At 58.0% G+C, this 25982-nt stretch carries 22 protein-coding genes; 10 read left to right on the top strand and 12 right to left on the bottom strand.

From position 1 onward, the window contains the following. Positions 1-131 precede the first annotated feature (131 nt). From J8G15_RS16410 to J8G15_RS16390, 5 genes are all read left to right on the top strand, one after another. Positions 132-1163 (top strand): IS110 family transposase, encoded by a 1032-nt coding sequence (locus J8G15_RS16410; protein ID WP_210543456.1) that lies wholly within the window; start codon positions 132-134, stop codon positions 1161-1163. 761 nt (positions 1164-1924) lie between these two features. Next, complete coding sequence (locus J8G15_RS16405; protein WP_210543455.1) at positions 1925-3418, top strand: ATP-binding protein; 1494 nt, start codon at positions 1925-1927, stop codon at positions 3416-3418. Beyond that, entirely contained in the window at positions 3415-4098 is a 684-nt protein-coding gene (locus tag J8G15_RS16400; protein WP_210543454.1) for a response regulator, read from the top strand. The genes J8G15_RS16405 and J8G15_RS16400 overlap by 4 nt, the downstream gene beginning before the upstream one ends. 75 nt (positions 4099-4173) lie before the next feature. Beyond that, positions 4174-6051, top strand: coding sequence for a potassium transporter Kup (locus J8G15_RS16395; protein ID WP_210543453.1), 1878 nt, complete (start codon positions 4174-4176; stop codon positions 6049-6051). A gap of 145 nt (positions 6052-6196) precedes the next feature. Beyond that, complete coding sequence (locus J8G15_RS16390) at positions 6197-6799, top strand: DUF4337 domain-containing protein (protein WP_210543452.1); 603 nt, start codon at positions 6197-6199, stop codon at positions 6797-6799. A gap of 61 nt (positions 6800-6860) precedes the next feature. Here J8G15_RS16390 and J8G15_RS16385 read toward each other — a convergent pair whose 3' ends face one another. From J8G15_RS16385 to purE, 4 genes are all read right to left on the bottom strand, one after another. Then, the gene (locus tag J8G15_RS16385; protein WP_210543451.1) at positions 6861-7142 is read right to left on the bottom strand and encodes a hypothetical protein; all 282 of its coding nucleotides are present in this window, start codon (positions 7140-7142) and stop codon (positions 6861-6863) included. A gap of 273 nt (positions 7143-7415) precedes the next feature. Continuing rightward, positions 7416-8444 carry an L-threonylcarbamoyladenylate synthase gene (locus J8G15_RS16380; protein WP_210543450.1) on the bottom strand — a complete coding sequence of 343 codons (1029 nt, stop codon included), beginning with the start codon at positions 8442-8444 and terminating at the stop codon, positions 7416-7418. Between the two features lie 14 nt (positions 8445-8458). Next, positions 8459-9631: a 5-(carboxyamino)imidazole ribonucleotide synthase gene (locus tag J8G15_RS16375; protein ID WP_210543448.1), complete on the bottom strand. Its 1173-nt coding sequence runs from the start codon at positions 9629-9631 to the stop codon at positions 8459-8461. Beyond that, entirely contained in the window at positions 9628-10122 is a 495-nt protein-coding gene (gene purE, locus J8G15_RS16370; protein ID WP_210543446.1) for a 5-(carboxyamino)imidazole ribonucleotide mutase, read from the bottom strand. The genes J8G15_RS16375 and purE overlap by 4 nt, the downstream gene beginning before the upstream one ends. Before the next feature lie 104 nt (positions 10123-10226). On the opposite strand from purE, the gene trxA reads away from it, so the two are divergent. Both trxA and J8G15_RS16360 read left to right on the top strand, forming a co-directional pair. Beyond that, positions 10227-11135, top strand: a complete 909-nt coding sequence (gene trxA, locus J8G15_RS16365; protein ID WP_210543445.1) for a thioredoxin — start codon at positions 10227-10229, stop codon at positions 11133-11135. A gap of 185 nt (positions 11136-11320) precedes the next feature. Continuing rightward, positions 11321-12322, top strand: a complete 1002-nt coding sequence (locus J8G15_RS16360) for a hypothetical protein (protein ID WP_210543444.1) — start codon at positions 11321-11323, stop codon at positions 12320-12322. A 59-nt stretch (positions 12323-12381) separates the two neighbouring features. On the opposite strand, the gene J8G15_RS16355 is transcribed toward J8G15_RS16360, so the two are convergent. The 3 genes from J8G15_RS16355 to pyk form a co-directional block, all read right to left on the bottom strand. After that, positions 12382-13290, bottom strand: coding sequence for a phosphoribosylaminoimidazolesuccinocarboxamide synthase (locus J8G15_RS16355; protein WP_210543443.1), 909 nt, complete (start codon positions 13288-13290; stop codon positions 12382-12384). Positions 13291-13385: 95 nt separating this feature from the next. Next, entirely contained in the window at positions 13386-14450 is a 1065-nt protein-coding gene (gene fba / locus J8G15_RS16350; RefSeq protein ID WP_210543442.1) for a class II fructose-bisphosphate aldolase, read from the bottom strand. 197 nt (positions 14451-14647) lie between these two features. Continuing rightward, positions 14648-16081, bottom strand: coding sequence for a pyruvate kinase (gene pyk, locus J8G15_RS16345; protein ID WP_210543441.1), 1434 nt, complete (start codon positions 16079-16081; stop codon positions 14648-14650). A gap of 106 nt (positions 16082-16187) precedes the next feature. Here pyk and J8G15_RS16340 point away from each other — a divergent pair, with 106 nt between their 5' ends. Next, the gene (locus J8G15_RS16340; RefSeq protein ID WP_210543440.1) at positions 16188-21488 is read left to right on the top strand and encodes a PAS domain S-box protein; all 5301 of its coding nucleotides are present in this window, start codon (positions 16188-16190) and stop codon (positions 21486-21488) included. Positions 21489-21490: 2 nt separating this feature from the next. Further along, on the top strand, positions 21491-22450 hold the full coding sequence (locus J8G15_RS16335; RefSeq protein WP_210543439.1) for a diguanylate cyclase: 960 nt from the start codon (positions 21491-21493) through the stop codon (positions 22448-22450). An 8-nt stretch (positions 22451-22458) separates the two neighbouring features. Here the strand turns inward: J8G15_RS16335 and J8G15_RS16330 are convergent, their stop codons facing one another. Next, the gene (locus J8G15_RS16330) at positions 22459-22842 is read right to left on the bottom strand and encodes a response regulator transcription factor (protein ID WP_210543437.1); all 384 of its coding nucleotides are present in this window, start codon (positions 22840-22842) and stop codon (positions 22459-22461) included. 52 nt (positions 22843-22894) lie between these two features. Beyond that, positions 22895-23284 (bottom strand): hypothetical protein, encoded by a 390-nt coding sequence (locus J8G15_RS16325; protein ID WP_210543435.1) that lies wholly within the window; start codon positions 23282-23284, stop codon positions 22895-22897. A gap of 62 nt (positions 23285-23346) precedes the next feature. Between J8G15_RS16325 and J8G15_RS16320 the strand changes: the two genes are divergently transcribed. Further along, positions 23347-23784 carry a response regulator gene (locus tag J8G15_RS16320; RefSeq protein ID WP_210543433.1) on the top strand — a complete coding sequence of 146 codons (438 nt, stop codon included), beginning with the start codon at positions 23347-23349 and terminating at the stop codon, positions 23782-23784. Here the strand turns inward: J8G15_RS16320 and J8G15_RS16315 are convergent. From J8G15_RS16315 to J8G15_RS16305, 3 genes are all read right to left on the bottom strand, one after another. Continuing rightward, a complete protein-coding gene (locus tag J8G15_RS16315) occupies positions 23691-24884 on the bottom strand; it encodes a phosphoglycerate kinase (RefSeq protein WP_210543431.1) in 1194 nt (397 codons plus the stop codon). The two genes, J8G15_RS16320 and J8G15_RS16315, sit on opposite strands and share 94 nt — an antisense overlap. 61 nt (positions 24885-24945) lie before the next feature. Then, positions 24946-25296, bottom strand: coding sequence for an AzlD domain-containing protein (locus tag J8G15_RS16310; protein WP_210543429.1), 351 nt, complete (start codon positions 25294-25296; stop codon positions 24946-24948). Continuing rightward, complete coding sequence (locus J8G15_RS16305; RefSeq protein WP_210543427.1) at positions 25293-25976, bottom strand: AzlC family ABC transporter permease; 684 nt, start codon at positions 25974-25976, stop codon at positions 25293-25295. Before J8G15_RS16305 ends, J8G15_RS16310 begins: the two co-directional genes overlap by 4 nt. Positions 25977-25982 lie beyond the last annotated feature (6 nt).

Below are 25982 nucleotides of genomic sequence, written 5' to 3'. Positions count from 1 at the left end.
CATTGCTGAGACAGTAGCGAAAGACCGCTACGCGTGCGGAAGCAATGGGATGGACGCTCCCACCCACCGGCATCGCAATGTGCCAAAGTGGAGCTTCGCAGCAACCACTTGAACAGATAGGAGCGTCCACCATGAAGGTTACAACAGTCGGTATTGACCTGGCGAAGAACGTTTTCCAGGTGCATGGCGTTAACGAGTTTGGCGAGCCAGTCATCAAGAAGCAACTTCGCCGCGATCAAGTGGCTGCATTCTTTGTCAATCTGCCGCCGTGTCTGGTTGGCATGGAAGCCTGTGGCAGCGCTCACCACTGGGCGCGCAAGCTGCGCGCTATGGGGCATGACGTTCGGCTGATGTCGCCTCAGTTTGTGAAACCCTATGTCAAGACCAACAAGAACGGTGCGGCCGATGCGCAGGCCATCTGTGAGGCAGTCGCGCGGCCCAACATGCGCTTTGTGCCGATCAAGAACGTGGAGCAGCAAGGTGTTCTCTCGCTGCACAGGGTACGTCAGGGCTTTGTGATCGCCCGCACGGCCCAGTCCAACCAGATCCGCGGACTGCTGTCGGAGTTTGGCCTCATAGTTCCCCAAGGCATCGAGCACATCACCAAGCAGGTGCCAGAACTCATAGAAGACGCCAGTAACGAGCTGCCCGGAGCATTTCGGCTGCTCATATTGCGACTGATTGAGCACTTCAAAGTGCTTGACGCCCAGGTTGACGAGCTGGAGTCGCAAATAGTCAAATGGCACCGCCTGAGTGAAGCCAGCAGCAAGCTGGCCAAGGTGCCTGGTATTGGCCCCATCACCGCCAGTGCACTGGTGGCCTCATTGGGAGATGCAAAGAACTTCGAGAACGGTCGCCAAGTGGCAGCTTGGCTGGGCTTGGTACCCAAGCAGAACTCCAGCGGCGGCAAACAGAACTTGCTCAGCATCAGTAAGCGCGGTGATTCTTACTTGCGCTCTCTGCTGATACACGGCGCGCGCGCGGTCATTTACCGTGCTCCGCAAAAACCCGAAGCCTGCGGCTGGATCAACGGTGTGCTCAGTCGGCGCCACAAGAACGTGGCAACGGTGGCACTGGCCAACAAGAACGCGCGTATTGCGTGGGCCCTACTGGCGCATGACCGAGAGTTTCGATCCGACTACACGACAGTCAGGTCGGCCTGAGCCAAACAGACGACTAGTAAAGCAACAACCAAGCAGGGAGAATAGAACCACCGATTGCTCAAGCGATCATGAAGTGATGGCAAGACAGGTAAGACCGGGGTCGGCAAAACCCGAGAATGTCTAAGCACTCTAGAGTGCGTGGAAGCTATAGTGGAGCCAACCAGCGAATCCCATCAGGGACAGTGACCCAAAGTCACAATGAAAGTCCGAATGTACGGGTGCAATCTATACCATCAAGCCAAAAAAGAATGACCGCTTGGCATTACGGGAGCGTCCATGTACGGTCATACAGGTTGCACCTTCGGATGACTCGTCCCGACCCAAAGCGGTAGGTAATGGCCTTGAACTCGAGGCCGCAAAGCGGTCACTGAGGTTGTGAAAAATGGGATGCAAGCCATGGAGTCGACTATGCGCGCGTTCGAAACCGAACGACGTACCATTAAACATTCATAGGTGTGCCGATCACTTGACAGTCTCTGTACTCGAAGCAGTTTCCGTCATGGACCGCTCGCGACCCCGAACGACAGGCCAGCATTGCGCCCATCATTTTTCTTGTCGCGTGCAGGCATCCCACAAACCCAAATGAAACCCGTCTGTCGTTGTCGATATCTGATTTGTACATCGTGCGGAGATTAACTGTCGCTTCGGTTATTCAGCACAAGGAGGATTGTGCTGTGATGCTCTCTATTGCAGTCTGTCTTTGCCGCCTGGGCGACTTCCTAATGCAATCCTGATGCGACCGGTGGTACGCTGCCGACAGCATGCACCTTTTTGCTGTTTCCACCTTCCGATACCCATCGCTAACGCGCTGGTTTATTGTTGCCTTGTTGCTGACCGGCGCCACGGCCTTTGGCTACGTGGTAGACCATCATGTGTCCCTGACAAGCCAGGCAATGTTGTACGTTCTGGCAGTGGCAATGGCGTCCTACACGCTCGGATGGAAAGAGTCGGCGGTGTGTGCTGTCGGTGCTGTCACCGCATTCAATTTCTTTTTTGTTTCACCGCGGCTTACATTCCAGGTTGACAGTCAAGAGCATCTGATTGCCCTACTCACGATGCTGTTGGTCGCGCTGGTTATCAGCAACTTGGCGGCTAGCCTGAAAAGAGAAACGCAAGCTGCACGACTGAACGCGCAGCGGGCGGGTCAACTACAGATGCTGGCCACGGACCTCGCTGACGCGACAAGCGCAGATGAAATTGCTGGGTTGGGCCAAATCGCCCTTAACTCCGCATTTGGCGGACCTTGCGTACTGGCCTTGCGCAAAGATGCCGATGCCCTGCAGGGTGAGTTCACTTCTTCCATAGTTGATGCCATGCAATGCTGCATCAAGGAGTCAGCAATATTGGGGCCAGGTACCGGGCGTTGGCCGGGACTCGAAGCCTGGTATTTGCCATTGGGAGCGAAAGGGCAGGTCAGTGGCGCGGTTCGTGTTCAGCCCGCATTGGCTGGGGATGCCAGTGGTCGCGAGCACGCCCAGACACTGTGCAGCTTGCTGGGACAGGCCCTTTGGCGTGTGCGACTGATTTCATCGATGTTGGCGGCCGAGCACGAAGCGCAGCGGCAGCAAGTTCAGAGCACTTTCCTGGCAGCCATTTCACACGATTTGCGCACCCCTTTGGCCGCTGTCGTGGGAGCTGCATCCGCATTGCAAACCCAGCGCGACAAACTTAGCAGGGCGGAACAGGACCGGTTGTTGAGCAGCATCATCAGCGAGGCCACCTACCTATCCACCGTGACAGACAACACGCTGCAACTGGTTCGACTGACCCACTCCTCCCAAGTTCTCAGCCGGGATTGGGAATCCATGGAGGAAATAGTGGGCGCGGTACTGGCTCGTGTCCGCCAACGTGACCCCTCGCGACGCATCAAGTCGACAGTCCCGGAGCAATTGCCATTGATCAAGGTGGACCCAGTCCTGCTGGCGCAGTTGGTAGCTAACCTGCTAGACAACGCGCTTAAATACAGCAGCGACGTAATCGAACTGAATGTCAATGTCTGCGACGATGAATTGCGAGTTTGCGTCAAGGACCTCGGGCCGGGAATCCCTGCCGAGCAAGTTGAAACCCTATTCGAACCGTTTTCACACAACGACCATTCCGGGCAACGTGGCGCCGGTCTAGGACTAGCCGTATGCCGCGCCATTGCCGTAGCACATGGTGGCAGCTTGACCTTCAGGCGCCGAAAGGGCGGCGGCAGCAACTTCACGTTGTCACTGCCACTCGACCAGCCGCAACCACCAAGTGAGTACACATGACCCTGCGCGTTCTGGTCGTTGAAGACGACCGTGAGATAAGAGCCTTGATGCAGTCTTCATTGACTGTCGAAGGGTTTGATGTGAGAACGGCAGTGACTGTGAGTGAGGCCAAGGCCCTCTTGCACAACACGCCGCCCGATGTCATGGTGCTGGATTTGGGGCTGCCAGATGGAGACGGCATTGACCTAGTGCACGAAGTGAGAAGACACCATTCGCTGCCCATCCTCGTGGTCTCCGCTCGCCACCAGGAAGCTCAAAAAATACAATTGCTCGATGCGGGTGCGGACGACTACCTGACCAAACCCTTTAGTGTTGCCGAGCTTTTGGCCCGTATTCGTGTCGCGCTACGCCATCGAGGTACCGCGCTGGATGCCGCTATCAAGATCCACGAACTGGACGATTTTCGGGTGGACCTGACGTTGCGCCAGGTGCAACGCGGCGGAGCAACCTTGCACCTCACGCCGACCGAATTCAAACTGCTGGCACGCCTGGTGCGCAGTGCCGGTCGGGTGGTGACCCATCGCCACCTGCTCTCGGACGTGTGGGGGCCTGAATTCACGGAGCACACACACTATTTGCGACTCTACATGGCCCAGTTGCGAGCAAAGATTGAACGCGACCCGGCAGAACCCCGGCACCTCTTGACGGAAATTGGCATCGGGTATCGCTTGGCTGTTTGAAGAAATATCGATCCTTATGCTTTCCTGATGCCATCGCGGCGACAGTGACATCCTGTTCACTGTCATTAAGTTGCAATGAGTATCAAAGACGATCGAGAAAGCATTGCCGGGCTGACCCTTGGCGCCATGGGCGTTGTGTACGGCGACATTGGCACGAGCCCGTTGTACACAATGAGGGAAATCTTCGGTACTGCAACCGCAATCCCGCTGGACGCAGCTCACATCATTGGCTCCGTGTCCGTCATTTTTTGGGGCCTGATGATGGTTGTGACGCTGAAATATGTGTTGCTCGTTTTGCGCGCAGACAATCGCGGCGAAGGCGGCATCATGGCGTTAACTGCACTTGTTGCCAATGCGGCTGGAAAAACACCTCGGCGCCGGCTGATCCTGCTGATGACCGGCGTTTTCGGAGCCGCACTGTTTTACGGGGATACCGTCATCACACCGGCGATTTCCGTACTCAGCGCGGTCGAGGGACTGGAGGTGATCACCCCAGCTTTCAAGCCCTACGTGCTGCCTATTTGCATCGCGGTTCTGATTGGCTTGTTTGCCATGCAGCGGTTTGGCACGGCCACAGTCGGACGGATGTTTGGACCAGTCATTGCGCTGTGGTTCGGCGTTCTAACCGTGACCGGTGTCACGCAAATTCTGCAAGAACCAACCATTCTGGCCGCACTGAACCCCTTGAACGCGTTTCATTTTTTACGCTCACAAGGCTGGCATGTGTTTGTTGCCGTCGGCGCGATTGTGCTGGCCTTCACCGGGGCAGAAGCCCTTTATGCCGATATGGGGCATTTTGGAAAACGACCAATACAGCTCGCCTGGATTGGTCTAGTGTTGCCTGCATTGACCATCAACTACATGGGGCAGGGCGCGTTGCTCCTTCGCGACCCGAGCGCATTGGGAAATCCGTTCTATCGCCTCTTTCCATCGTTTTGGCTCATTCCAGCCGTCGTGCTCGCGACCGTGGCGACTGTGATTGCCTCGCAGGCGGTCATAACAGGCGCCTATTCAATGACCAAGCAGGCGATGCAACTGGGTTTGCTTCCAAGAATGCAGGTCAATTACACCTCGGCCAAGAATGCAGGGCAGATCTATCTGCCGGGGGTGAATTGGCTCTTGTTAGTGGCCGTCATCATTGCTGTACTGGGGTTCGGTAGTTCTTCCGCGTTGGCGGCCGCTTACGGCATGTCAGTGACAGTGACCATGCTCATCACAACGGTCTTGACGTATTTTTTGGTTCGAGACGGCTGGGGTTACCCGCTGCCGCTGGCAATTGTGGCGACTGGCGTCTTCCTGGTTCTGGATGTGCTGCTGGTGATGTCTTGTTCTCTCAAGTTCTTCCAGGGCGGCTGGTTTCCCCTGTTGCTGGGCGTGGCTATTTTCTTTGTCATGGCCACCTGGCACCGGGGTCGTGAACTGCTGATTGACAGTATTCGTCGCGATGATCCAGAGCTTTTGCCGTTCGCCAATCGCTTGTTGGTTGATCGCGTTCATCGGGTTGCAAGAACCGCTGTTTATGCCGTTGCTAATCCAGGCACCGTGCCGCAAGCCCTGATGCACAACCTCAAGCACAACCAGGTACTGCACGAGCGCAATGTGATTCTCACTGTGAAGTTCCACGACGTTCCCTGGATACCGTTTGAAGAACGTGTGAAAGTAATGTCGCTCACGACAGGCTTCTGGACAGTGCAGGTCAACTACGGATTCAAGAACACGCCGGATGTTCCCAAAGCACTTGAACTCTGTTCTTTTAACGGCGCACCCATCAATCTCTTTGAGACTTCCTACTTCCTGAGTCGGGAAATTGTGGTGCCAACCAAAGGGGCCGGAATGAGCCATTGGCGGGAAGTCTGCTTTGCCTTTATGTCTCGGAACGCAGGCAGTGTGTCCAGCTTTTTTCAATTGCCCAATAACTGCGTGATTGAACTCGGCACAAGGGTTCAGATTTAGCGGGCCGGCCATTCCTCCATTGGAAACTACTGTTTGATATCGCACCTGGCTGCTTGGGAAGCATTGCCACCAACACCGTCTTCTCTTGTATGCAGGCGCCTCACCTTTATCGCTTTCACCACCCATCGATCGTTGGAGTAAAAATATGGAATTTGATCCCCTTGAAGTCATAGAGTCCGCCAAGTCGGCAAACGTCACAAAGAGGTTGCCTTGGCTCAATCCCGCGGTGGCCATCACCGTTGCGCTGCTCGCCACCTTTATGGGAATTTGCAAGGTCAAAGATGACAACATTGTGCAAGCGATGCAACAAGCGCAAGCCGATAAACTTGACAATTGGCAGTTCTATCAAGCGCGCAACATACGGGAAGAAATTGCAAAGTCGACACTAGCTCAATTGCGACTTCAAGCATTGGCAGCCCCTGTCAAACTGCAAGTTGCTTTCGATGCACAAATTCGCGCTTACGAAGGGTTGGCGAAGGATCAAAATCAAAAGAAGAATGAATTAAAAGCCCAGGCAGAGAAAGACCAGTCAACTTACGACGCGTTGAATTTCAAGGACGACCAATTTGACCTGTCTGATGCAGCAATTGCCATCGCCATCTCTTTGCTCGCCGTGACGTCGCTAACTCAATTGCCTTGGCTCTTTGTGATGGCACTCTTTCCATCCGGATTCGGTGTACTCATGGGTCTGGCAGGCCTCATCGGTTGGACTATTCACCCGGACGTGCTTATTAAACTATTAAGCTAATTTGGATGAAATAGATATTCAGATGCCGGCCAGCTATCGGCCTGAGCGGAACAGGTCAGCTTCAGCCGCTGATTTTTCGTTGATGGGGCGTATGAGGACGATTCATCAAATAGGTCTGACCGATACCAAAGCAGCATTGCCGATCAATAGGTTGTTGTAGCGAAGGCAGGTCTAGGGTTTTCACTTTGGCAAACTGACTAGCGGCAATGGGTCTATTATTACCTGTCACTCCGACCAAAAGCGGAAGTTGATGGCCGTGAATTTGACGTTTCGAAGCGGACATTGCGTTTGTTGCAGCAGGGACTCTGGCCGTAAAGTCGGCTGTGCGGGCGGAAGCGGTCATACAGGTTGCACCTTCGGATGACTCGTCCCGCTGCGTACTTGACTTATGAAAGCGCCGGGTGAGCGACCGTTTCTGGGTCTTTTTCAAGTCATTCAACCACCGAGCTTGACGACCGACATCAGCCAAGCCTATCGAAGGTGAGGCCACCCGCTAGCCGCTCACCTGAACGCGGATTCGCTGCTGCAAGTAGCAATGACGTACCGCAGAGCCTGAATTCATTGGGGAAACGCCACTCCTGGAAAGAGAGGTGTCATTGCGCGTTGGATGTGAGCTTCAGCTCGCCGCGCGTTGCAAGCGGTCGCGCACGCCGTCCCACGCGGAATCAGGCGGTGGGGTCTCAATCCAGATCAGCTGCACACCGGCATCGTCCATGGCGCGCAAGTCGGCAAACAGCTGGTAGGCGGCCGATGGTGCATCGGTCGGCATGGCTTTTCTCATGACTTTGGCCGACTTGGTTTTGAGAACCCCACGGGAGTAGGTGGCAATAACTGGTTTGTCACTCTGGGCGCCGTCGATGTCAGCGCCCAACAAATCCAAGGCCGACTGCAAGGCCTTGGCGTCCATCAGGCGCACCTTGGCGCGCGGGGCGTAGTGCGACTCCAGCGTGCCTGAGGCCCGAGGCGCGGGGGCCGCCTCGTCGTCCAATGATTCTTTGGTCCGCACTGCCAGGCCGCAAACGGCCTGCACCTGCTCTGGTGTGATGGCGCCGGGGCGCAGCAACACCGGCACACCCCGGGTGCAGTCGATGATGGTGGACTCGATACCCACGGCGCATGGCCCGCCGTCCAGCACGGTCACGGCATCGCCAAACTCACTGTGCACATGCGCTGCCGTGGTGGGGCTGACGCGGCCAAACTGGTTGGCGCTGGGGGCTGCCACGCCCCAAACTACTTGGCCGCCGCTGGCGTCCAGGCAGGCCTTAAGCAAGGCCCGCGCCACGGGGTGCGACGGGCTGCGCAGGCCAATGGAGTTTTGCCCCCCGGCGGACGCCGCCGCCACCCCGTCGCGGCGCGGCAAGATGAGCGTGAGCGGGCCGGGCCAGAAGGCGGCGATCAAGGCGCGAGCAAAGTGGGGCACGTCCCGCGCAAAGTGATCCACCCCCGTGGCGTCCAGCACGTGAACAATCAGCGGATGGTCGGCCGGGCGGCCTTTGGCTTTGAAAATTTGACCCACGGCGTCTGCATTGTCAGCGTCTGCGGCCAAGCCGTACACCGTCTCGGTGGGCAAGCCCAATAGGCTTCCATCCCTTATCAGCGCTGCGCCAGAAGCTATGGATTGCGCAGCAGTTCCATCCAGAATCATGAACTAACCCAACCTCAGAACGGCTCAATGCCAAGGATCTTGGCGGCCGCCAGGGCCGTCGCACGCACCTCGGCCACGGTGGCGCCGGTGATGTTCAGGTGACCCATCTTGCGGCCTTTGCTGGCCTTGAGCTTGCCGTACAACTGCAAATGGGTGCCGGGCAGCGCCAGCACCTGGTCCCACGGCGGTGTGACGTCGTTCACCCACAAGTCACCCAGCAAATTCAGCATGATGGACGGGCTGTGCTGGCGCGGTTGCACCAGTGGCAAGCCGCCCAGCGTGCGCACCTGCAGGTCAAACTGCGACTGGTCGCAGGCGTTGATGCTGTAGTGGCCGCTGTTGTGCGGGCGCGGCGCCATCTCGTTCACCACCAACGAATCGTCGGCCAGCACGAAGAACTCCACGCAAAGCACGCCCACATACTGCAGGCCTTCTGCTATGGATTTAGTAGCTTCTACCGCACGTTCTGCGAGGGCTAAAGGCACATTTCCTTCATAAACCTCGGTCACCGCCAATATGCCTTCGCGGTGCAGGTTGAGCTGCACCGGCAAGTTGACGCAAGTGCCGTCCCAACCGCGCGCCACGATCACCGAACACTCGGCCTTCAGGGGCAGCATTTTTTCCAGCACGCAGGCCACCTGCTTCATGTCCGCCCAAGCGGTCGCCAGTTCTTCACGGGTGGTGACGCGGGCCTGGCCTTTGCCGTCGTAACCCAGGCGCGTGGTTTTCAAAATGCCGGGCAGCAGGTCGTCGGAGATGGCCGCCAACTGCTCGGGCGTTTCCAGCAGGGCGTAGGGCGCGCACGGCACGCCACAGCGCACAAAGTGGGCTTTTTCCTTGGCCCGGTCTTGGGCAATGCCCACTGCCTCGCCGCTGGGTGCCGTGGGCCGGGCGGCGCCCAGCGTCAACAAGGCGGGCGCCGGCACGTTTTCAAACTCGGTGGTGATGGCCGCGCAGCGCTGCATCAGCTGGGCCAGCCCCTGCTCGTCCAGGTAATCCGTCTGGATGTGATAGTGGCTCACCAGCCCGGCGGGGCTGACCACATCGGGGTCCAGCACCACGGTGAAATAACCCATTGCCTGGGCCGCCTGCACAAACATGCGCCCCAACTGACCGCCGCCCATGACACCCAGGGTGGTGGGCCGGCCGCTGGCCATGGTGCCCGGCAGAAGTGTCTGCCCGCTCATAGGACGGGCGGCACGGTCATGCCGCGTGCGACTTCAGTTTGGTGAGCGCGAAACGCATCCAGCTTGGCGCGCAGGGCCGGGTCCTCATTGGCCAGCATCGCCACGGCAAACAGGGCGGCGTTGGCGGCACCGGGGGCACCAATGGCGAAGGTGGCCACGGGAATGCCCTTGGGCATTTGCACAATGCTGTGCAATGAATCAACGCCAGAGAGGTGTTTGGACGCCACCGGCACACCCAGCACGGGCACCGTGGTCTTGGCGGCCAGCATGCCCGGCAGGTGCGCGGCACCGCCGGCACCGGCGATGATGGCCTTCAGGCCCAGGCCCACAGCCGCCTCGGCGTAGGCAAACATGTCGTCGGGCATGCGGTGTGCCGAAACCACGCGGGCGTCGTGCCCGACCTCGAACTGTTGGAGAATGTGGACCGCGTGCTGCATGGTGTCCCAGTCGGAACTGGAGCCCATGACAATGCCGATTTGAATGTTTTTCATGATGTTGAACCCGGTCAGGCCAGTGCGATACGCTCGCAGCCATGGCCCTCTGCCCTGTAACAGGTCAGCATTGAATTTTACTTAACCGCCCCGAGCTACTCAAAATGATGAACGTAACGATAGAAAATTTTGACGACGAAGTCGTGGCCGCCTCCATGCAGGTGCCGGTGCTGGTGGACTTTTGGGCGCCTTGGTGCGGCCCCTGTAAGGTCATTGGTCCCTTGCTGGAAAAGATCGAAACCGCCTATGCCGGACGCTTCAAGCTGGTCAAGATTGACTCGGATGAGCAACAAGAACTCAGCCAGGCCTTTGGCATTCGCAGCATTCCCACTTGCGTGCTGATGTTCCAGGGCAAGCCCGTGGACGGCTTCACCGGCGCGCTGCCCGAAGGCCAGATCAAGGATTTTCTGGACAAACACATGCCTGAAGGCGATGTGCTGGAAGCCGAGGTGACGAGCGTCGAAGTGAACGACGCCCCGCCTGCCGACGACCCGGATACCGTGCGTGAAGCGCTGCACCAGGCCATGTTGCAAGCCCCGCAAGATGAAAGCGCCCGTTTTGACTACATCAAGCTCTTGCTGCAGGAAGGCAAGACGGACGACGCCAAAGTGGCCTTTGCAGCGGTGATTGCGCAAACCAGCATCGTGCGCCGTTATGACTCACTGCAACGCTGGATGAATGCTATTGATTTTGCAGCTACTCACGCAGACGCAGCGGTCGCCATTGCCGAATTTGATGCAAAGATTGCTGCCAACAAGCGGGATTTTGACGCCCGCTTTGCCCGCACTCAAATGCTGATCAGCGAAAAACGCTGGGCGGATGCCATGGACGAATTGCTCGACATTCTGATGCGCGACAAGAGCTGGAGCGACGAACTCGCCCGCAAAACCTACATCGCCATTCTGGACATCATCGAGCCGCCCAAAGTGAAGGTGGCCGACGGCCAGGTTCCGCCCGTGGACCCCACCGTGGCCACCTACCGCCGCCGCCTGAGCAGCGTGGTGCTGAGCTGACCAACGCCATTCAGGTGGCTCAAAAGCGGCGCAGCATGACGGCGCCTTGCCGCATGGGCTTTTTGCTGAAAGACATTGGCGGCTGAATCAGCGGCCGGTTGTGTCCTAATGCAAGGATCGCACGCCCATGAGGTGCATTGAAGCAGCAATGCTGGTCGGTCGCAACCTTCAATGGCTGGAGACTTATGGACGTTCAATCGCTACTCCTGATTTCAGGAGCCCTGGTGGTCATCGCAGTGTGCGTGTTCATGCTGTTCGAACTCAGGGCACGCACTTTGCGCACCCGGGTAGTCGACGTGCAAGGCACGCTGCGTTTTGAAGCGCACACCTTCTCGATAGAGGTCAAGCAGACCGCCAAGCAAATCTTGGTCCACGTGAATGCAGGACATCTCACCCGCCGCCCCTTGTTGGGCGGGTCTGACGAAGTTCAGCAAGGCCCACTGGACGTCACCCTGCCTGCGCCCGGATTAACGATTGCGGTAAAACCCCCTGAGACAACGCCACGCGAGGGGCAAGACCGGCCTCGCGCCACGGGGCTGTATTCCATCACCGTGCGGGCGTCTGATGGACTGATCAACGCCGCGCAGAACCTGCCCGGCGGGTACGAAACCACCCTGGAAATCTCCAATATTCCGGAACCCGTCGCCAAGAGTTTGGGGAATTTTTCGAATCGGTTGCAGATCTGGGCAGACAAGATGGAACACCGTCTTAAAGCCGAACTGGCTCAAAAAGAAGAAGATTCCGCCCGAATAGAAAAAGAAGCAACGCTGCTCGCGCAGAGTGCGGCTGCAGCAGGCCCGCAGAACGGCCAGGAATTGGCCAATGACCAGGTTGCGCGGTGGCGAAAAGTGGCAGGATTCCGAGGCGCCCACAGCGAGGTAAGCATCGCCGCCAATGGCAAGGTGCACTGGTTTATCGACTTGGCCGAAGATGGTCGGGTCACAATACATACCAACAACCGCACCATTCACACCTCGTTGCTGGGTGCCAGTTTTCTTCCTGACAAACTGGATTTGCAGATTCTGGTGCGCGATGACTATTGGACCGAAGAAGACCGGGTCATGACCGGCTTCCGATTGTTTGACGGACTCCCTCCCGATGACCGACGCGTCTGGAAAGATCGACTGGAAACAGCCCGAAACAAACTCGACAAAGCAGCCAACCTGGGTGAAGGCCACCAAAGGTAGGTGAACAAGCTCTGCGACGGCCTTCCGGTTGAAGGGCCATGCAGCGCTCACCCAAGCCGTCAAGCAGTCAATCGCTCCAGAGCTTCCTGGTACTTGGCTGCTGTCTTTGCAATAATTTCATTGGGCACGCGGGGCGCCGGGGGCGACTTGCTCCAGCGCTTGCCGTCCACCTGAGCCTGCTCCAGCCAGTCGCGTACAAACTGTTTGTCGTAACTGGGCGGATTGATACCTTCCTGGTAGCTTTCGGCGGGCCAGAAGCGGGAGGAGTCGGGCGTCAGCACCTCGTCCATCAAAGTCAGCGTGCCATCGGCATCGAGGCCAAATTCAAACTTGGTGTCGGCAATGATGATGCCTTTGGTGGCCGCAATGTCGCTGGCGGCCACATACAAGGCAATGCTGATGTCGCGAATGCGGGTCGCCAGGTCCAGCCCGATCATCTCCACGGTTTGTTCAAACGTGATGTTCTCGTCATGGTCACCCACGGCGGCTTTGGCGGCAGGGGTGTAGATCGGGGCAGGCAGCTTGGAGGCATTCTTCAGCCCCGCGGGCAAGGAGACGCCGCACACCGCCTGATTCTCCTGGTACTCCTGCCAGCCGCTACCGGCGAGATAACCGCGAACCACCGCTTCCACCGGCAGAGGCTTGAGGCGCTTGACCAACATGGAACGGCCCACCACCTGCGGCACTTCGGCGGGAGTCACCACGCTCTCAGGGGCCTCTCCAGTCAGGTGAATTGGGCACAGGTTCAGCCCCTTGGGGCCGAGCTTGTCAAACCAGAACAAGGCCATTTGGGTCAGCAGCGCGCCTTTGCCGGGTATAGGCTCGCCCATGATCACGTCAAACGCGCTCAAGCGGTCGCTGGCCACCATCAGAATACGGTCGTCGCCCACGGCGTAGTTGTCCCGCACCTTGCCGCGAGCCAGCAATGGGAGGGAGGTGAGCGTGGAGGTGTGTAAGGCAGCAGTCATATCAGGGCAATCGGAGCGTGAAGACAGGTTAAAAACAAAAGGCCCGCTGCGGTGCAAACACCGGCAACGGGCCTTGATTATCGCAAGGACGGCGATCAGTTCACGACTTGAGCGAGTTCACCCCGCGCATACTGGCCCGCCACCACGGACAAGCTATTGCCTTTGATCTTGGCGCCCTGGCCTTCGCAGCCGAATTCCATGTAGCGCTGCTTGCAGATGGACTTGGCCGCCTCACGGGCCGGCTTGAGCCATTCGCGGGCGTCAAACTTGTCGGGGTTCTCGGCAAGGAACTGGCGCACCGCCGCGGTCATGGCCAGGCGAATGTCCGTGTCGATGTTGATCTTTCGCACGCCGAACTGGATCGCCTTCTGGATTTCCTCCACTGGCACACCGTAAGTTTCCTTCATGCTGCCACCGTATTGGTTGATGAGGGCCAACAAATCTTGCGGCACGCTGCTGGAGCCGTGCATGACCAGGTGAGTGTTGGGAATACGGCGATGAATTTCCTTGACCCGCTCGATGGCCAGAATGTCGCCTGTGGGCTTGCGGGTGAACTTGTAAGCACCGTGGCTGGTGCCAATGGCGATGGCCAAAGCGTCCAGCTGGGTAAGCTTCACGAATTCAGCCGCCTCTTCGGGGTCGGTCAGCAATTGGTCATGGGTCATGACCGCGTCCGTGCCGTGGCCGTCTTCCTTGTCACCCTGCATGGTTTCCAGGCTGCCCAGGCAACCCAACTCACCCTCAACCGACACGCCGGTAGCGTGGGCCATCTCCACCACCTTGCGGGTGACCTCCACGTTGTAGTCGAAGCTGGCAATGGTTTTGCCGTCGGACTCCAAGCTGCCGTCCATCATGACCGAGCTGAAACCCAGGTTGATGGCGCCTTGGCAGACGGCCGGACTCTGACCGTGGTCTTGGTGCATCACCAGCGGAATATGCGGGAAGGACTCGACCGCCGCCAGAATCAGGTGCTTGATGAAGGCCTCGCCTGCGTATTTGCGGGCGCCCGCGCTGGCTTGCAAAATGACGGGAGCACCCACTTCGTCGGCGGCGCTCATGACGGCTTGCACCTGCTCCAGGTTGTTGACGTTGAAAGCGGGGATGCCGTAGCCGTTGACTGCCGCGTGGTCGAGCAGTTCGCGCATGGAAACGAGAGCCATGATGGGGTCCTTGGGAAGTTGGTAACTGGTTAGTAACTCACCCAATTTTAGCCAGTGCGGCTTGCAACGGGCTGAATCGCGGCGAATTTGACCACTTTTGGGCTCTCGGCACAGCCTCAACCGTTGGCTGAAAAGGCCAAAACATGCGTCGTGAGGCGTAAAAAAGCCCCGCGAACGGGGCTTGAGGTTTTGTCGACCTAGCTGACTCGGCAGATTTTCAGCATATTGGTGCCGCCCGGCGCGCCCATGGGCTCCCCGCAGGTGATGGCATAGACGTCGCCCGTCTGAACAATATTACGTTCCTTGAGGTGGCTTTCTGCCTCGTTCAATGCGGTATCCCGGTCGGCACTGGTGTCCACAAACAAAGGGCGAACATTGCGGTACAGGGCCATTTTGCGCTGCGTTGCCACTTTGGACGTCAGTGCGTAAATAGGCACTTGAATCAGGTGGCGGCTCATCCACAAGGCGGTTGATCCGCTGTCGGTCATGGCCACAATGGCTTTGGCGCCCATGTGGTGCGCGGTGAAAAGCGCACCCATGGCAATGGCCTGATCGATGCGCTTGAAGGCCTTACCACTGAAGTCGTCCTGTATCTCATAGCCGCCATGCACTTCAGCGGCGAGACAGATGTTCGCCATTTCGATCACCGTTTCCAGCGGGTATTTGCCGGAGGCGGTCTCTGCCGACAACATCACGGCATCGGTGCCGTCCAGAACGGCATTGGCCACGTCACTCACCTCGGCGCGAGTAGGCACCGGGTTGGTGATCATGGACTCCATCATCTGGGTGGCAGTGATGACAAAACGGTCATGCTCCCGCGCCAGTTTGATCATCCGCTTTTGCAATGCAGGAACAGCGGCGTTACCCACTTCAACAGCCAAGTCGCCACGGGCGACCATGATGCCGTCGCTGGCCAGCAAAATTTCTTCCAGGCGAGGAATTGCCTCGGCACGTTCGATTTTGGCAATCAGGCCCGGCTTGTGATTGAACTCGGCTGCGGCCACATTGCACAACTGGCGCGCCATTTCCATGTCAGTTGCATTTTTGGGAAAGCTCACGGCCACGTAATCAGCCTGAAAACTCATGGCGGTACGAATATCGTCCATGTCTTTGGCTGTCAACGCAGGCGCCGTCAAGCCCCCACCCTGTTTGTTGATGCCCTTGTTGTTGGACAACTCTCCGCCCAGCTTGACGGTGGTGTGAACCGCTTCGCCCTTGACGGCGTCCACCGTAATCACAATCAGACCGTCATTCAACAACAAGATATCACCGGCCTTGACCTCGCGTGGCAAGGACTTGTAGTCAAGGCCAACCGCGTCAATGTCGCCCAATTCAGTACGGGCCGCATCCAGCACAAACTTCTGACCCGGCTCCAGAAATACCTTGCCCTCCGCAAATTTGCCAACCCGAATTTTGGGTCCCTGCAGGTCGGCCATGATGGCGACTTCCCGGCCCACTCGCTGCGCTACTTCACGGACTTGCCGCGCCCGGTCAATGTGGTCTTGCGCAACGCCGTGGCTGAAGTTCAACCGCACCACGTTGACCCCAGCGCGAATCATCTTCTCCAACAGTGCGGGATCGCTGGAAGCGGGGCCAAGGGTGGCGACGATTTTGGTGGCGCGACGGGGCATGACAGAGTCTCCTTGTAATTGGATTTCCATTCTGGCACGGAAGTGGTTACAAGGCAGCAACAGGTTGATAATGGCCAAACCCCGTTCCATGGAGACAAGTCAGCCTATGCGCCGCCCTTTACGTCACCGCTTGCTGCAGGCTTTGTCGCACCCCCTGCTTTGGGGCATCTGTGCTTTGGTTATCGGACTGCTCCTGACAGTCTCCGCCTACAACACCAATCGCACACGAATTGAAGCGGCGGCCAAGAACACATTCAACGCTGACTTCGACCGCATTCAGGCCTCAATGGCCGAACAATTTCAACAACCTCTTTTGGGCCTGCGAGCGGCCATTGGTCTGCAGGGCAGTATGCGGCGAGAGAATTTCCGTGCCTACGTGGCTGCCCGGGACATGAACAGCGAATTTCCTGGTGTGCGGGGATTCGGTTATGTCGAGCGGGTTTTGCGCAGCGACCTGCAGAAATTTGAGGCGGCAGAGCGTGCGGATCAGGCCCCCAACTTCACCGTTAAAACCGAGGGAAGCGACGAGGAGATGTACATAATCAAGTACATCGAACCGCTGGGCACCAATCTCGCGGCACAAGGCCTCGACGTAGGGGCGGAGGCCGTGCGCCGTGAGGCAGTGGAGCGAGCCATCAGCTCGGGCGTCCCCAGCTTGACCGGCTCCATCACCCTGGTGCAGGATGGTCAGCAAGGCGCCGGGTTTCTCTATCTCATGCCGGTCTATTCCGGCGGAAAAACCCCACCCACAGGCAGAGAGCGACGGGCCGCGTTGACCGGTATTTTCTACTCCCCGCTGGTCGCCAACGAGTTGCTGAAAAAAACTGCCAACGCCACCTACGGTGAAATTGATTTTGAGCTTTACGATGCAATGGGTGGGGACAAACCTAGATTGGTGTTCTCATCACTGACCAAGGTCAACGGTACCAGCGGCCACATCGAGCCGATAGATTTCACATCAAGCCGCGCTTTTCATCAGTCGAGAACCGTCTTCATTGGCGGCAACCCGCTCGTATTGCGTGCCGGCAGCAGCGTCGGGTTTGACGCCAGCATTGACCGAACCACACCCAGACTGGTGGCGACTGTGGGCGCGGGACTGAGCTTAATCCTCGCCTATATGGTCTGGTTGGTTCTCAGGGTCCGGGATCGTGATCGCCGACATGCAAAAGTCTTGACCCGTGACCTGGCGCGGATGGCCCGTGTCATCCACCACACGTCTCACATGATCGCGATTTGCGGGGTGAATCAAAAGATTGAATGGACCAATGCCGCATTCAACCGAGTGTTCGAGCTCAAGGAGGGGCGCTCAACTGGCCTGCCCCTCGAGGACCTCTTCAGCGCACAGTCAGACAACCCGGAGAACCAGACAGCAATGCTGAATGCGCTGGCGAAAAAGACGCGCCTTCGACAGACCCTGTCCAAGACCAATGACAAGGGCGATGTCGTCTGGCTGGACATTGATCTGCAAACCGAGCATGCAAGGGACGGACAGGTTTCCGGCTACGTTGTTGTCGCCAGCGACATTACCCAACAAGTGGCGACGAATCAGCGCTTGGCCCAAGCTCTGCGTGACTCCGAAGCGCTGATGAGTGCCATTGACCAGCATTCACTGGTCTCGATCGCCGACCCGGCTGGAAACATCACCTATGTGAACGACCTCTTCAGCGACGTCAGTGGATACCCAAAGAGCGAGTTGATCGGAAGCAACGATCGAATCGTCAAATCCAATCAACAAGACGAAGAGTTCTGGGCCCGGATGTGGGCCACTATTTCGTCCGGCTACCCATGGCGAGGTGTCGTTTGCAACCAAACCAAGGAGGGCTCCCTCTACTGGGTGGATACGCTCATTGCGCCGTATGTCAATGACAGCGGCCAGATTGACCGATACATCTCGATTCGAACCGACGTGACTGCGGCGGTGCTAGCGCAGCAAGCGCTGGCGAAAGAGCGGGAGCACCTGGAGCGCATCATTACCGGAACCAATGCGGGCACCTGGGCACTCAACGCTCAAACCGAGCAGGTCGAAATCAATGAGCTGTGGGCGAGCATGGTTGGCTACACCAAACAAGAACTGGAGCCTGTCAGTTTGCGAACCTGGCAAGATCTCTGCGAACCCGATGATCTTCAAAAGGCCTCCGCACAGTTGGCGCAGCACCTAAACGGTGAAATCGAGCACTACGACACCGTGCTGCGCATGCGCCACCGCCTAGGGCATTGGGTCTGGATTCAGACCCGGGGCACTGTCAGCTCTCGCACGTCCGACGGCAAGGCGGAGTGGGTTTCGGGCATTCACTTGGATATTTCCCAACAAAAGGAGTACGAAGAAAAGCTGCAACGCACCAATACGGTCATGCAAAGCATTCTAGACAACATCCCCGTTGGCCTGAGTGCTTTTGACGGCGAGTTGAACCTGATTGCAAAGAACCAACTCTTTCAGACCAACCTTGATTTTCCGGATGAACTTTTCCTCCAGGAGGGGACCTCCTTCGAACGAATCATTCGCTTCAACGCGGAACGAGGGGAGTACGGCCCGGGAGACCATGAACAAACCATCCAAACCTTCATTGAGAGAGCCCGCCACCCCGAACTCCATGTCTTTGAACGTGTTCGACCGAGCGGGATGGCCCTTGAAGTTCGGGGCGCGCCCATGCCAGGTGGCGGCTTTGTCACCACCTATGCTGACATCTCCCTGCGCAAACAAGCGGAGGCTGAGATTGCACGAACCACCAACATGCTGCAGTCGGTACTCGACGCCGCCACCGAGGTGGGGGTCATCACGATTGGCCTTGATAACCTGATCACTTTATTCAACAAGGGCGCCGAGCGCATGCTGGGTTATGCGGCCGAGGAGGTTGTGGGTCGTCATACACCGGAACTCATTCATGACCCAGTCGAGGTGGCGAGTCGGGCAACGACGCTGTCATCGCAGTTGGGACGCGCGGTCACCGGCTTTGAAGTCCTGCTTGACCCGGCAGTGCTTGGAAGAAAATTTGAATGGACTTACCAGCGCAAAGACAGAAGCCGATTTCCGGTGGGTCTGGTTGTCACAGAACTGACCGATCCGCAGGGGAAGCGCACGGGCTACCTTGGGGTCAGTCAAGACATCAGCGTCGAGAAAGACTATCAAAACGGGCTGCGCGAGGCAAAGGACACCGCGGAGGCAGCGACCGCCGCCAAGGGCCAGTTTTTGGCCAACATGAGCCACGAAATTCGCACGCCCATGAATGCCATTCTGGGCATGCTCACCCTGCTTCAGCAGACAACGCTGACCGCGCGCCAACTCGATTACGCGTACAAAGCGCACCGCGCGGCAACGTCTTTGTTGGGGCTGCTGAACGACATTCTGGACTTCTCGAAAATTGAAGCCGGAAAAATGGCGCTGGACCTTCAGCCGTTCCGCATTGATCACATGATGCGGGATCTGTCGGTGATTCTCTCCGCCAACGTAGGCAGCAAGTCTGTTGAGATCTTGTTTGACATTGCCCCTGACCTGCCCAAGACACTGGTCGGTGATGCCTTGCGTCTGCAACAGGTACTCATCAACCTGACGGGGAATGCGATCAAATTCACGGAAGCAGGCGAAGTGGTGGTTCAAATCCGGGTGCTGTCGCGCAATGGGGCGGACACCACCCTTCGGATTTCGGTGCGCGACAGCGGCATTGGTATTTCGCCGGAGAATCAAACTCACATTTTTGACGGGTTTTCCCAGGCGGAAGCCTCGACCACCCGGCGGTTTGGCGGCACCGGCCTAGGTCTCTCCATCTCCAAACGGTTTGTCGAGCTCATGGGGGGCTCGCTCTCGCTGGAGAGTGCATTGGGCCAAGGCAGCACTTTTCACTTCACTATCACCCTGAGGGCACTGGCAGATCCGGTAGACGCGGAAAAGGCAGACCGGGACCCAGCGCTTCAACAACTCTCGGTCCTGGTCGTCGACGACAACGCCACCGCTCGAGATGTTCTGCGTGAGATGGCCCAATCTTGGGGCTGGACAGTGGACGCGGCGGAAAGCGGCGCCAGCGCCCTTCAGATGATTGACGACCGAGATCGCGCCAGCCAACCGCCTTACCAGGTCATTTTTGTAGACTGGATGATGCCGGAGATGGATGGCTGGCAAACCATTCAGCAGGTACGACAAAAGTCCACTGGGGCCGATGCGCCCGTCATCATCATGGTGACGGCACATGGGCGCGAAATGCTGTCCCATCACAGCAAGGACGAGCAGGCGCGCTTGAACGCGTTTCTGGTCAAACCCGTGACCGCCTCCATGTTGTTTGATGCGGTGGCTGAAGCCAAGTCCGGGCGCAGCAATCTGCGAACCCGGGCCCGGTCCGGATCCCCTGCCGACCGGGAAAAACGCCTCAAAGGGCTGCGCCTTCTGGTGGTTGAAGACAACGTGATCAATCAACAAGTCGCCCAGGAACTGTTGAGCGCTGAGGGTGCCTCGGTTGAACTCGCATCAAACGGCCAACTGGGCGTTGATGCCGTGCGCGAAGCGAGCACACCGTTTGATGCGGTTCTCATGGATTTGCAGATGCCTGTCATGGATGGCTACGCCGCAGCTCGGGCAATTCGCGCAGAACTGGGGCTTGCCGAGTTGCCAGTGATTGCCCTGACCGCCAACGCCATGTCGTCCGACCGGGAGGCGTGCCTTGCCGCCGGAATGAATGACCATATTGGCAAGCCAATCGATCTACAAGTCCTTGTGAAAGTGCTGCTGCAATACACCCGCCCTTCAGCGGGCAGTTCGCCATCCAGCACTCAAGCGCTCCCCCGTCCCGCTGCAATGTCAGCCCCGGAAAGCCCACATCCCCAGTCCCCAATGGATGTGAGTGGCGCGCTGGCGCGCCTCAGTGGCAATACATTCCTTTACCTCAAAGTGTTGCAGTCCTACCTAGTGGATTTGGCCGGCCAACCGGAGCAGTTGAAGTCTCTGCTTGCCAAAGGAGATCTCGTCGCCGCACGCCGGTTGATGCACACATTCAAGGGGCTTTCAGCCACGATCGGAGCCAATGGAATGTCCGCCACGGCCAAGGCGATGGAAAATGCGCTTCAGGACGCCGACAGCCCGCCCTCCCCGGCCATGCTGGCTGAATTCCGAGATGCGGCGGATGACACGGGACGCATTGTGAATGAGGTGGCACAGCGCCTTGTGGCGCCAATTGCATCAGTACCGGATGCTGCCGCCCCATTCAATCAAGCTCAGTTCACGGCGGATTTAATGGCCCTGCACACTCTTCTCATGCATTCCGACATGCAGGCCCTGGAAGCTCATGCACAGCTCCGCAAAGTGCATGCGGGGGGCCCCAGTGAATTACAAGCCCTGAACGAGGCGATGGAAACGCTGGATTTTGAGAAAAGTATGGTGGAATGTACTAATTTGATTCAGAACCTTTGTCCGATTCCCTGACCATGATTGACAGAACCAGCCAAATTGACACCCTATTGGGCGCCGACACGGGCAAACCAAAGTTGCTGGTGGTGGACGACCAGGCCATCAATATTCAAGTCATTCACCAGATTTTCGCGTCGGATTGTCAGGTGTTCATGGCGACCAACGGCCCCCAGGCCTTGGCCATCTGCAAAGACAATCCTCCCGACCTGGTGTTGCTGGACATCGTGATGCCCGGCATTGACGGGCTGGAGGTCTGTGCCAAGCTTCAGGCGGACGAGGCCACCCGCAATATTCCGGTTATTTTTGTGACCGCTCACTCTGACCCGGCCCAGGAAACGGAAGGGCTTTTGGCAGGGGCCGTTGACTTTATTTCCAAGCCAGTCAATCCGGCGGTGGTTCGTGCGCGGGTCCAAACACATCTGACTTTGAAGTTCCAGTCCGACTTGCTTCGCCAGCTTGTGTTTCTTGACGGGCTAACCGGGGTTTATAACCGCCGCCACTTTGACCAACAGTTGGACAAGGAATGGGGCAGAGCAACACGCAATGAATCTGCTCTGAGTGTGATCCTGATCGATGTGGACAACTTCAAGCGCTACAACGATCGCTATGGGCATCAGTCCGGCGATGATTGCCTGAAGAGCATAGCGAAGACGTTGAAAAAGGCCATGAGACGCTCGGCAGACATGGTGGCGAGGTATGGCGGCGAAGAGTTTGTCTGCATCCTGCCAGACACCTCTTTTCAGGAGGCCATGTTTTTGGCCCAGCACCTGGAGGGACAGATTCGGGCATTGGAGATCCCCCATGAGGACTCGGATATCAGCCCTTGGGTCACCATCAGCCTAGGTGTATCGGCCCGAGTTGAGTCCGATGACATTGGTCTCACGACGGCCACCGACCAGGCTGAATTGGTGTCGCGGGCCGACGCTCGCTTGTACCGGGCCAAAAGCAGTGGGCGCGGCCAAGCCTGCTGCGATTAAGCGCTTTCTCAGCGCAAAGCCGCCTCGATTCTGGCCTGCAATGCCTCCAACTTGGGCGGCTTCACGATGTAACCCAAAATACCCAGCGGCAAGGCCGCCGTCAGCGTTTCCTTGCTGGTATCGGCGCTCATGAAAATCACCTTGCTGGCGCTGATAGTCGCATTGGGCAATGCCCGGAGCTGCTTGACAAACTCAAGGCCGTTCATAGGTGTCATATGAACATCAGTCAAAATGAGATCGGGCTGCAATTTGCTGGCCGATAAAAGGGCCCCCGTTCCATCATCGCTTTCGTGAATGTCTTGAATTCCGAGTTGCCTCAATCCGTTCACGATCAGGCTGCGCATCAAACGGTCATCGTCAACAATCAGGATTCGGGCTTTGGTGAGGTTCATGTCGTTCAACAGTAAGTAGTCGTAGGGGCCGCCAGGGCGGCTTCTGGTGATTCTAGGTGGGCAAAGGCGACGTGGCCAAATAGGTCTGAATCTCACCATGCAGGACAAGCAGCCTTGGCGCCAACTCGGCAAAGGCGGGCGTCAAGGCATCGAGTGCCCCACTTTGTCCGATGCGCTCCACGCTTGCAATTTCTTCGGTGAGCGAGTCCACACAAAACACGGGCGCGAACCCTTTGATGACATGAAGAACTCGGCCGGCGGCGACCGCATCACCGGTCTCGATATGCCGCAGGATCGCGTCAACATCGCCCCGCAAACTTTGCTCGACCAGCTGCAGCAAACCACGAGTTGCCGTTTCGCCCCCCGTAAAGCCCGTTGCACGAGCGACTTCCAGATAGACCATCGGGGTACAGTGGTCCTTGGGTAAATCATTGATCGTCATGACAGGCCCACTCCTAAAATTCAATGAATCTAGCCGAGCGATAAATCCTACCCCAAGTCACCATGAAAAAACTCACCATTCTGCTGGTCGAAGATCACCCCATCAATCAAATGATTGCCAACATGCTCTTGGAAGAAAAAGGGCATTCGGTGGTCATTGCGGCTGACGGAGAAGCTGCTGTGGCGCAGTTCCCAACAATCGCTTGGGATCTGGTGTTGATGGACATTCAAATGCCGGTGATAGACGGACTGGAGGCCACTCGGGTGATCAGAACCATGGAGCAGGCCGGCCAACACACCCCCATCGTCGCCATGACCGCCAGCACAGATGATGCCGAGCGCCAGAATTGCCTGAACGCCGGCATGGACGAACACTTGTCCAAGCCGATCAGTGCAGCCGCAATCGATCAGCTATTGGCGCGCTTGGACAGTATCTCGAATGCGGGCAAGGTTTTGCCTTCCAGCACCTCCAGAAACGCACCGCCGCCGGTGGAGATGTAACCCACCTGTTTTTCAATGCCGTATTTGGCAATGGCGGCCAGAGTGTCGCCGCCACCGGCGATCGAGAAGGCGCTGGAATCGGCAATGGCTTGGGCAATGACTTTGGTGCCATTCTCAAACGCAGCGAACTCGAACACGCCCACAGGGCCATTCCAAACGATCGTGCCAGCGGCTTTGAGTTGCTCCGCCAAGGCGGCAGCGGTTTGGGGGCCGATGTCCAGAATCAAGTCATCATCGGCAACATCGGTCGCGGCCTTCACGGTGGCGACGGCGTCTGCGGCGAATGTTTTGGCGGTGACCACATCGGTCGGAATGGGCACTGCGGCACCGCGGGCCTTCATGGCGTCGATCACGGCACGGGCGTCGGCCAGCAAATCAGGCTCGGCCAGGCTTTTGCCAATGTTCAGGCCTGCGGCCAGCATAAAGGTGTTGGCAATGCCGCCGCCCACAATGAGTTGGTCGACTTTGTCGGCCAGGGCGCGAAGAATGGTGAGCTTGGTGGAGACTTTGGAGCCTGCCACGATGGCCACCAGTGGGCGCTTGGGCTTGGCCAGGGCCAGACTGATGGCGTCCATCTCAGCAGCCAGCAAGGGGCCTGCACAGGCCACGGGGGCAAACTGGGCAATGCCGTAGGTGGAAGCCTCGGCGCGGTGGGCGGTGCCAAAGGCGTCGTGCACAAAAATGTCGCACAAGGCGGCCATCTTGCGGGCCAACTCTTCGTTGTTCTTTTTCTCACCCTTGTTCACGCGGCAGTTCTCCAGCATGACCAATTGCCCGGGCTGCACGGTCACACCGTTGACCCAGTCGGCCACCACCGGCACGTCGCGCCCGAGAAGCTCCGCCATGCGCGCGGCCACAGGCGCCAGCGAGTCCGAGGGTTTGAACTCACCTTCGGTGGGGCGACCCAGGTGGGAAGTGACCATGACGGCCGCACCGGCGTCCAGCGCCATCTGAATGCAGGGGATGGAGGCCCGAATGCGGGTGTCTTCCGTGATCTGGCCCGCATCGTTTTGCGGCACATTCAGGTCAGCACGGATAAAAACACGTTTACCGGCTACTTGGCCCTGCCCGCACAGTTCAGAAAAGCGAATGACGTTCATGAAAACCCCTGATGGAAGTGAAAAGACTCCCGGGATTGTAGGAGCGCCTATACGCGCTGAGTTACCAACCAAGACCCAAATGAAGCGTCAGGTAAACAACCATGCCCACGACGATGGTGCCCAGCACGGCTTGTCCTGCGCCTTTGCGCCAGAAATACCAGCCAGCGCCAGCGGCCACCGAAAACAGCCGCGCGTCTTGCCAAGTGGTGATGAGGTGGCCTTGCGTCATCACCATCTCCGGCACGATCACCGCCGACAGCGCCGCGATAGGTGCATATTGCAGGCCACGCTGCGCCCAGTGTGGCAGTCGCCAGGGCTTGCTGGACAAGAAGAAGAACGATCGGGTCAGCACGGTGACGGCCGTGAGCGCCACGATGGTGATCAGCGTCCAGAGATCGGTTTCCCCGGTCATGTTGCCTCCTGCCTGACCCGGCCTGACTCTTCCAGAATCAGGCACAGAGCGACTGCTGCCGCAATGGCGACCAGCACATTCAACTTGAACGGCAGCGCAAACGCAGCCACCGCCGCGGCACCCGCCACACCCGCCGAGACCACTCGCAAGCGACTGGAGGCCAGGGAACAAAGAATGCCCAACAGCGCCAGAATGCCGGCAAAGCTCAAGCCCCAAGGAGTGGGAATGAAGTTGGCCAGCACCACGCCAAGCACACTGCACCCCACCCAGGCAGTCCAGTTCACGATCGAGTTGCCCGCCAAATAGGCCTGATGCCCCAGCCGCTGGGCATCGTCGGCCTCATGGCTCGGGAAACGTTTGGTGAACATGACATAGGTCAGGTCGGTGGTCAGATAGCCGGTCACCAAGCGCTCCCACAAGGGCAAATGCATCACATAGGCGCGCATGTGCGCACTGAACACCACAAAACGAAGGTTGACACACATACCGGTGGCGAGAATCACCCACATGGGCGCGCCCGCCATCAGCAAGGGAATCGCCGCTAGCTGCGAACTGCCCGCAAACACCATCACGCCCATGAGCAAGGACTCTGTCAAGCTCATGCCGGACTTCATCATGGCCACGCCCATCATCAGGCCCCAAGCGGCAAGTCCTGGCGCCACCGACAGCGAGTCACGCATGCCACG

Source organism: Rhodoferax sp. PAMC 29310 (assembly GCF_017948265.1).
In the GTDB taxonomy this organism is placed as follows: domain Bacteria; phylum Pseudomonadota; class Gammaproteobacteria; order Burkholderiales; family Burkholderiaceae_C; genus Rhodoferax.
The sequence above is the reverse complement of the archived record's forward strand: the minus strand, read 5'-3'. Positions and strand labels throughout refer to the sequence as shown.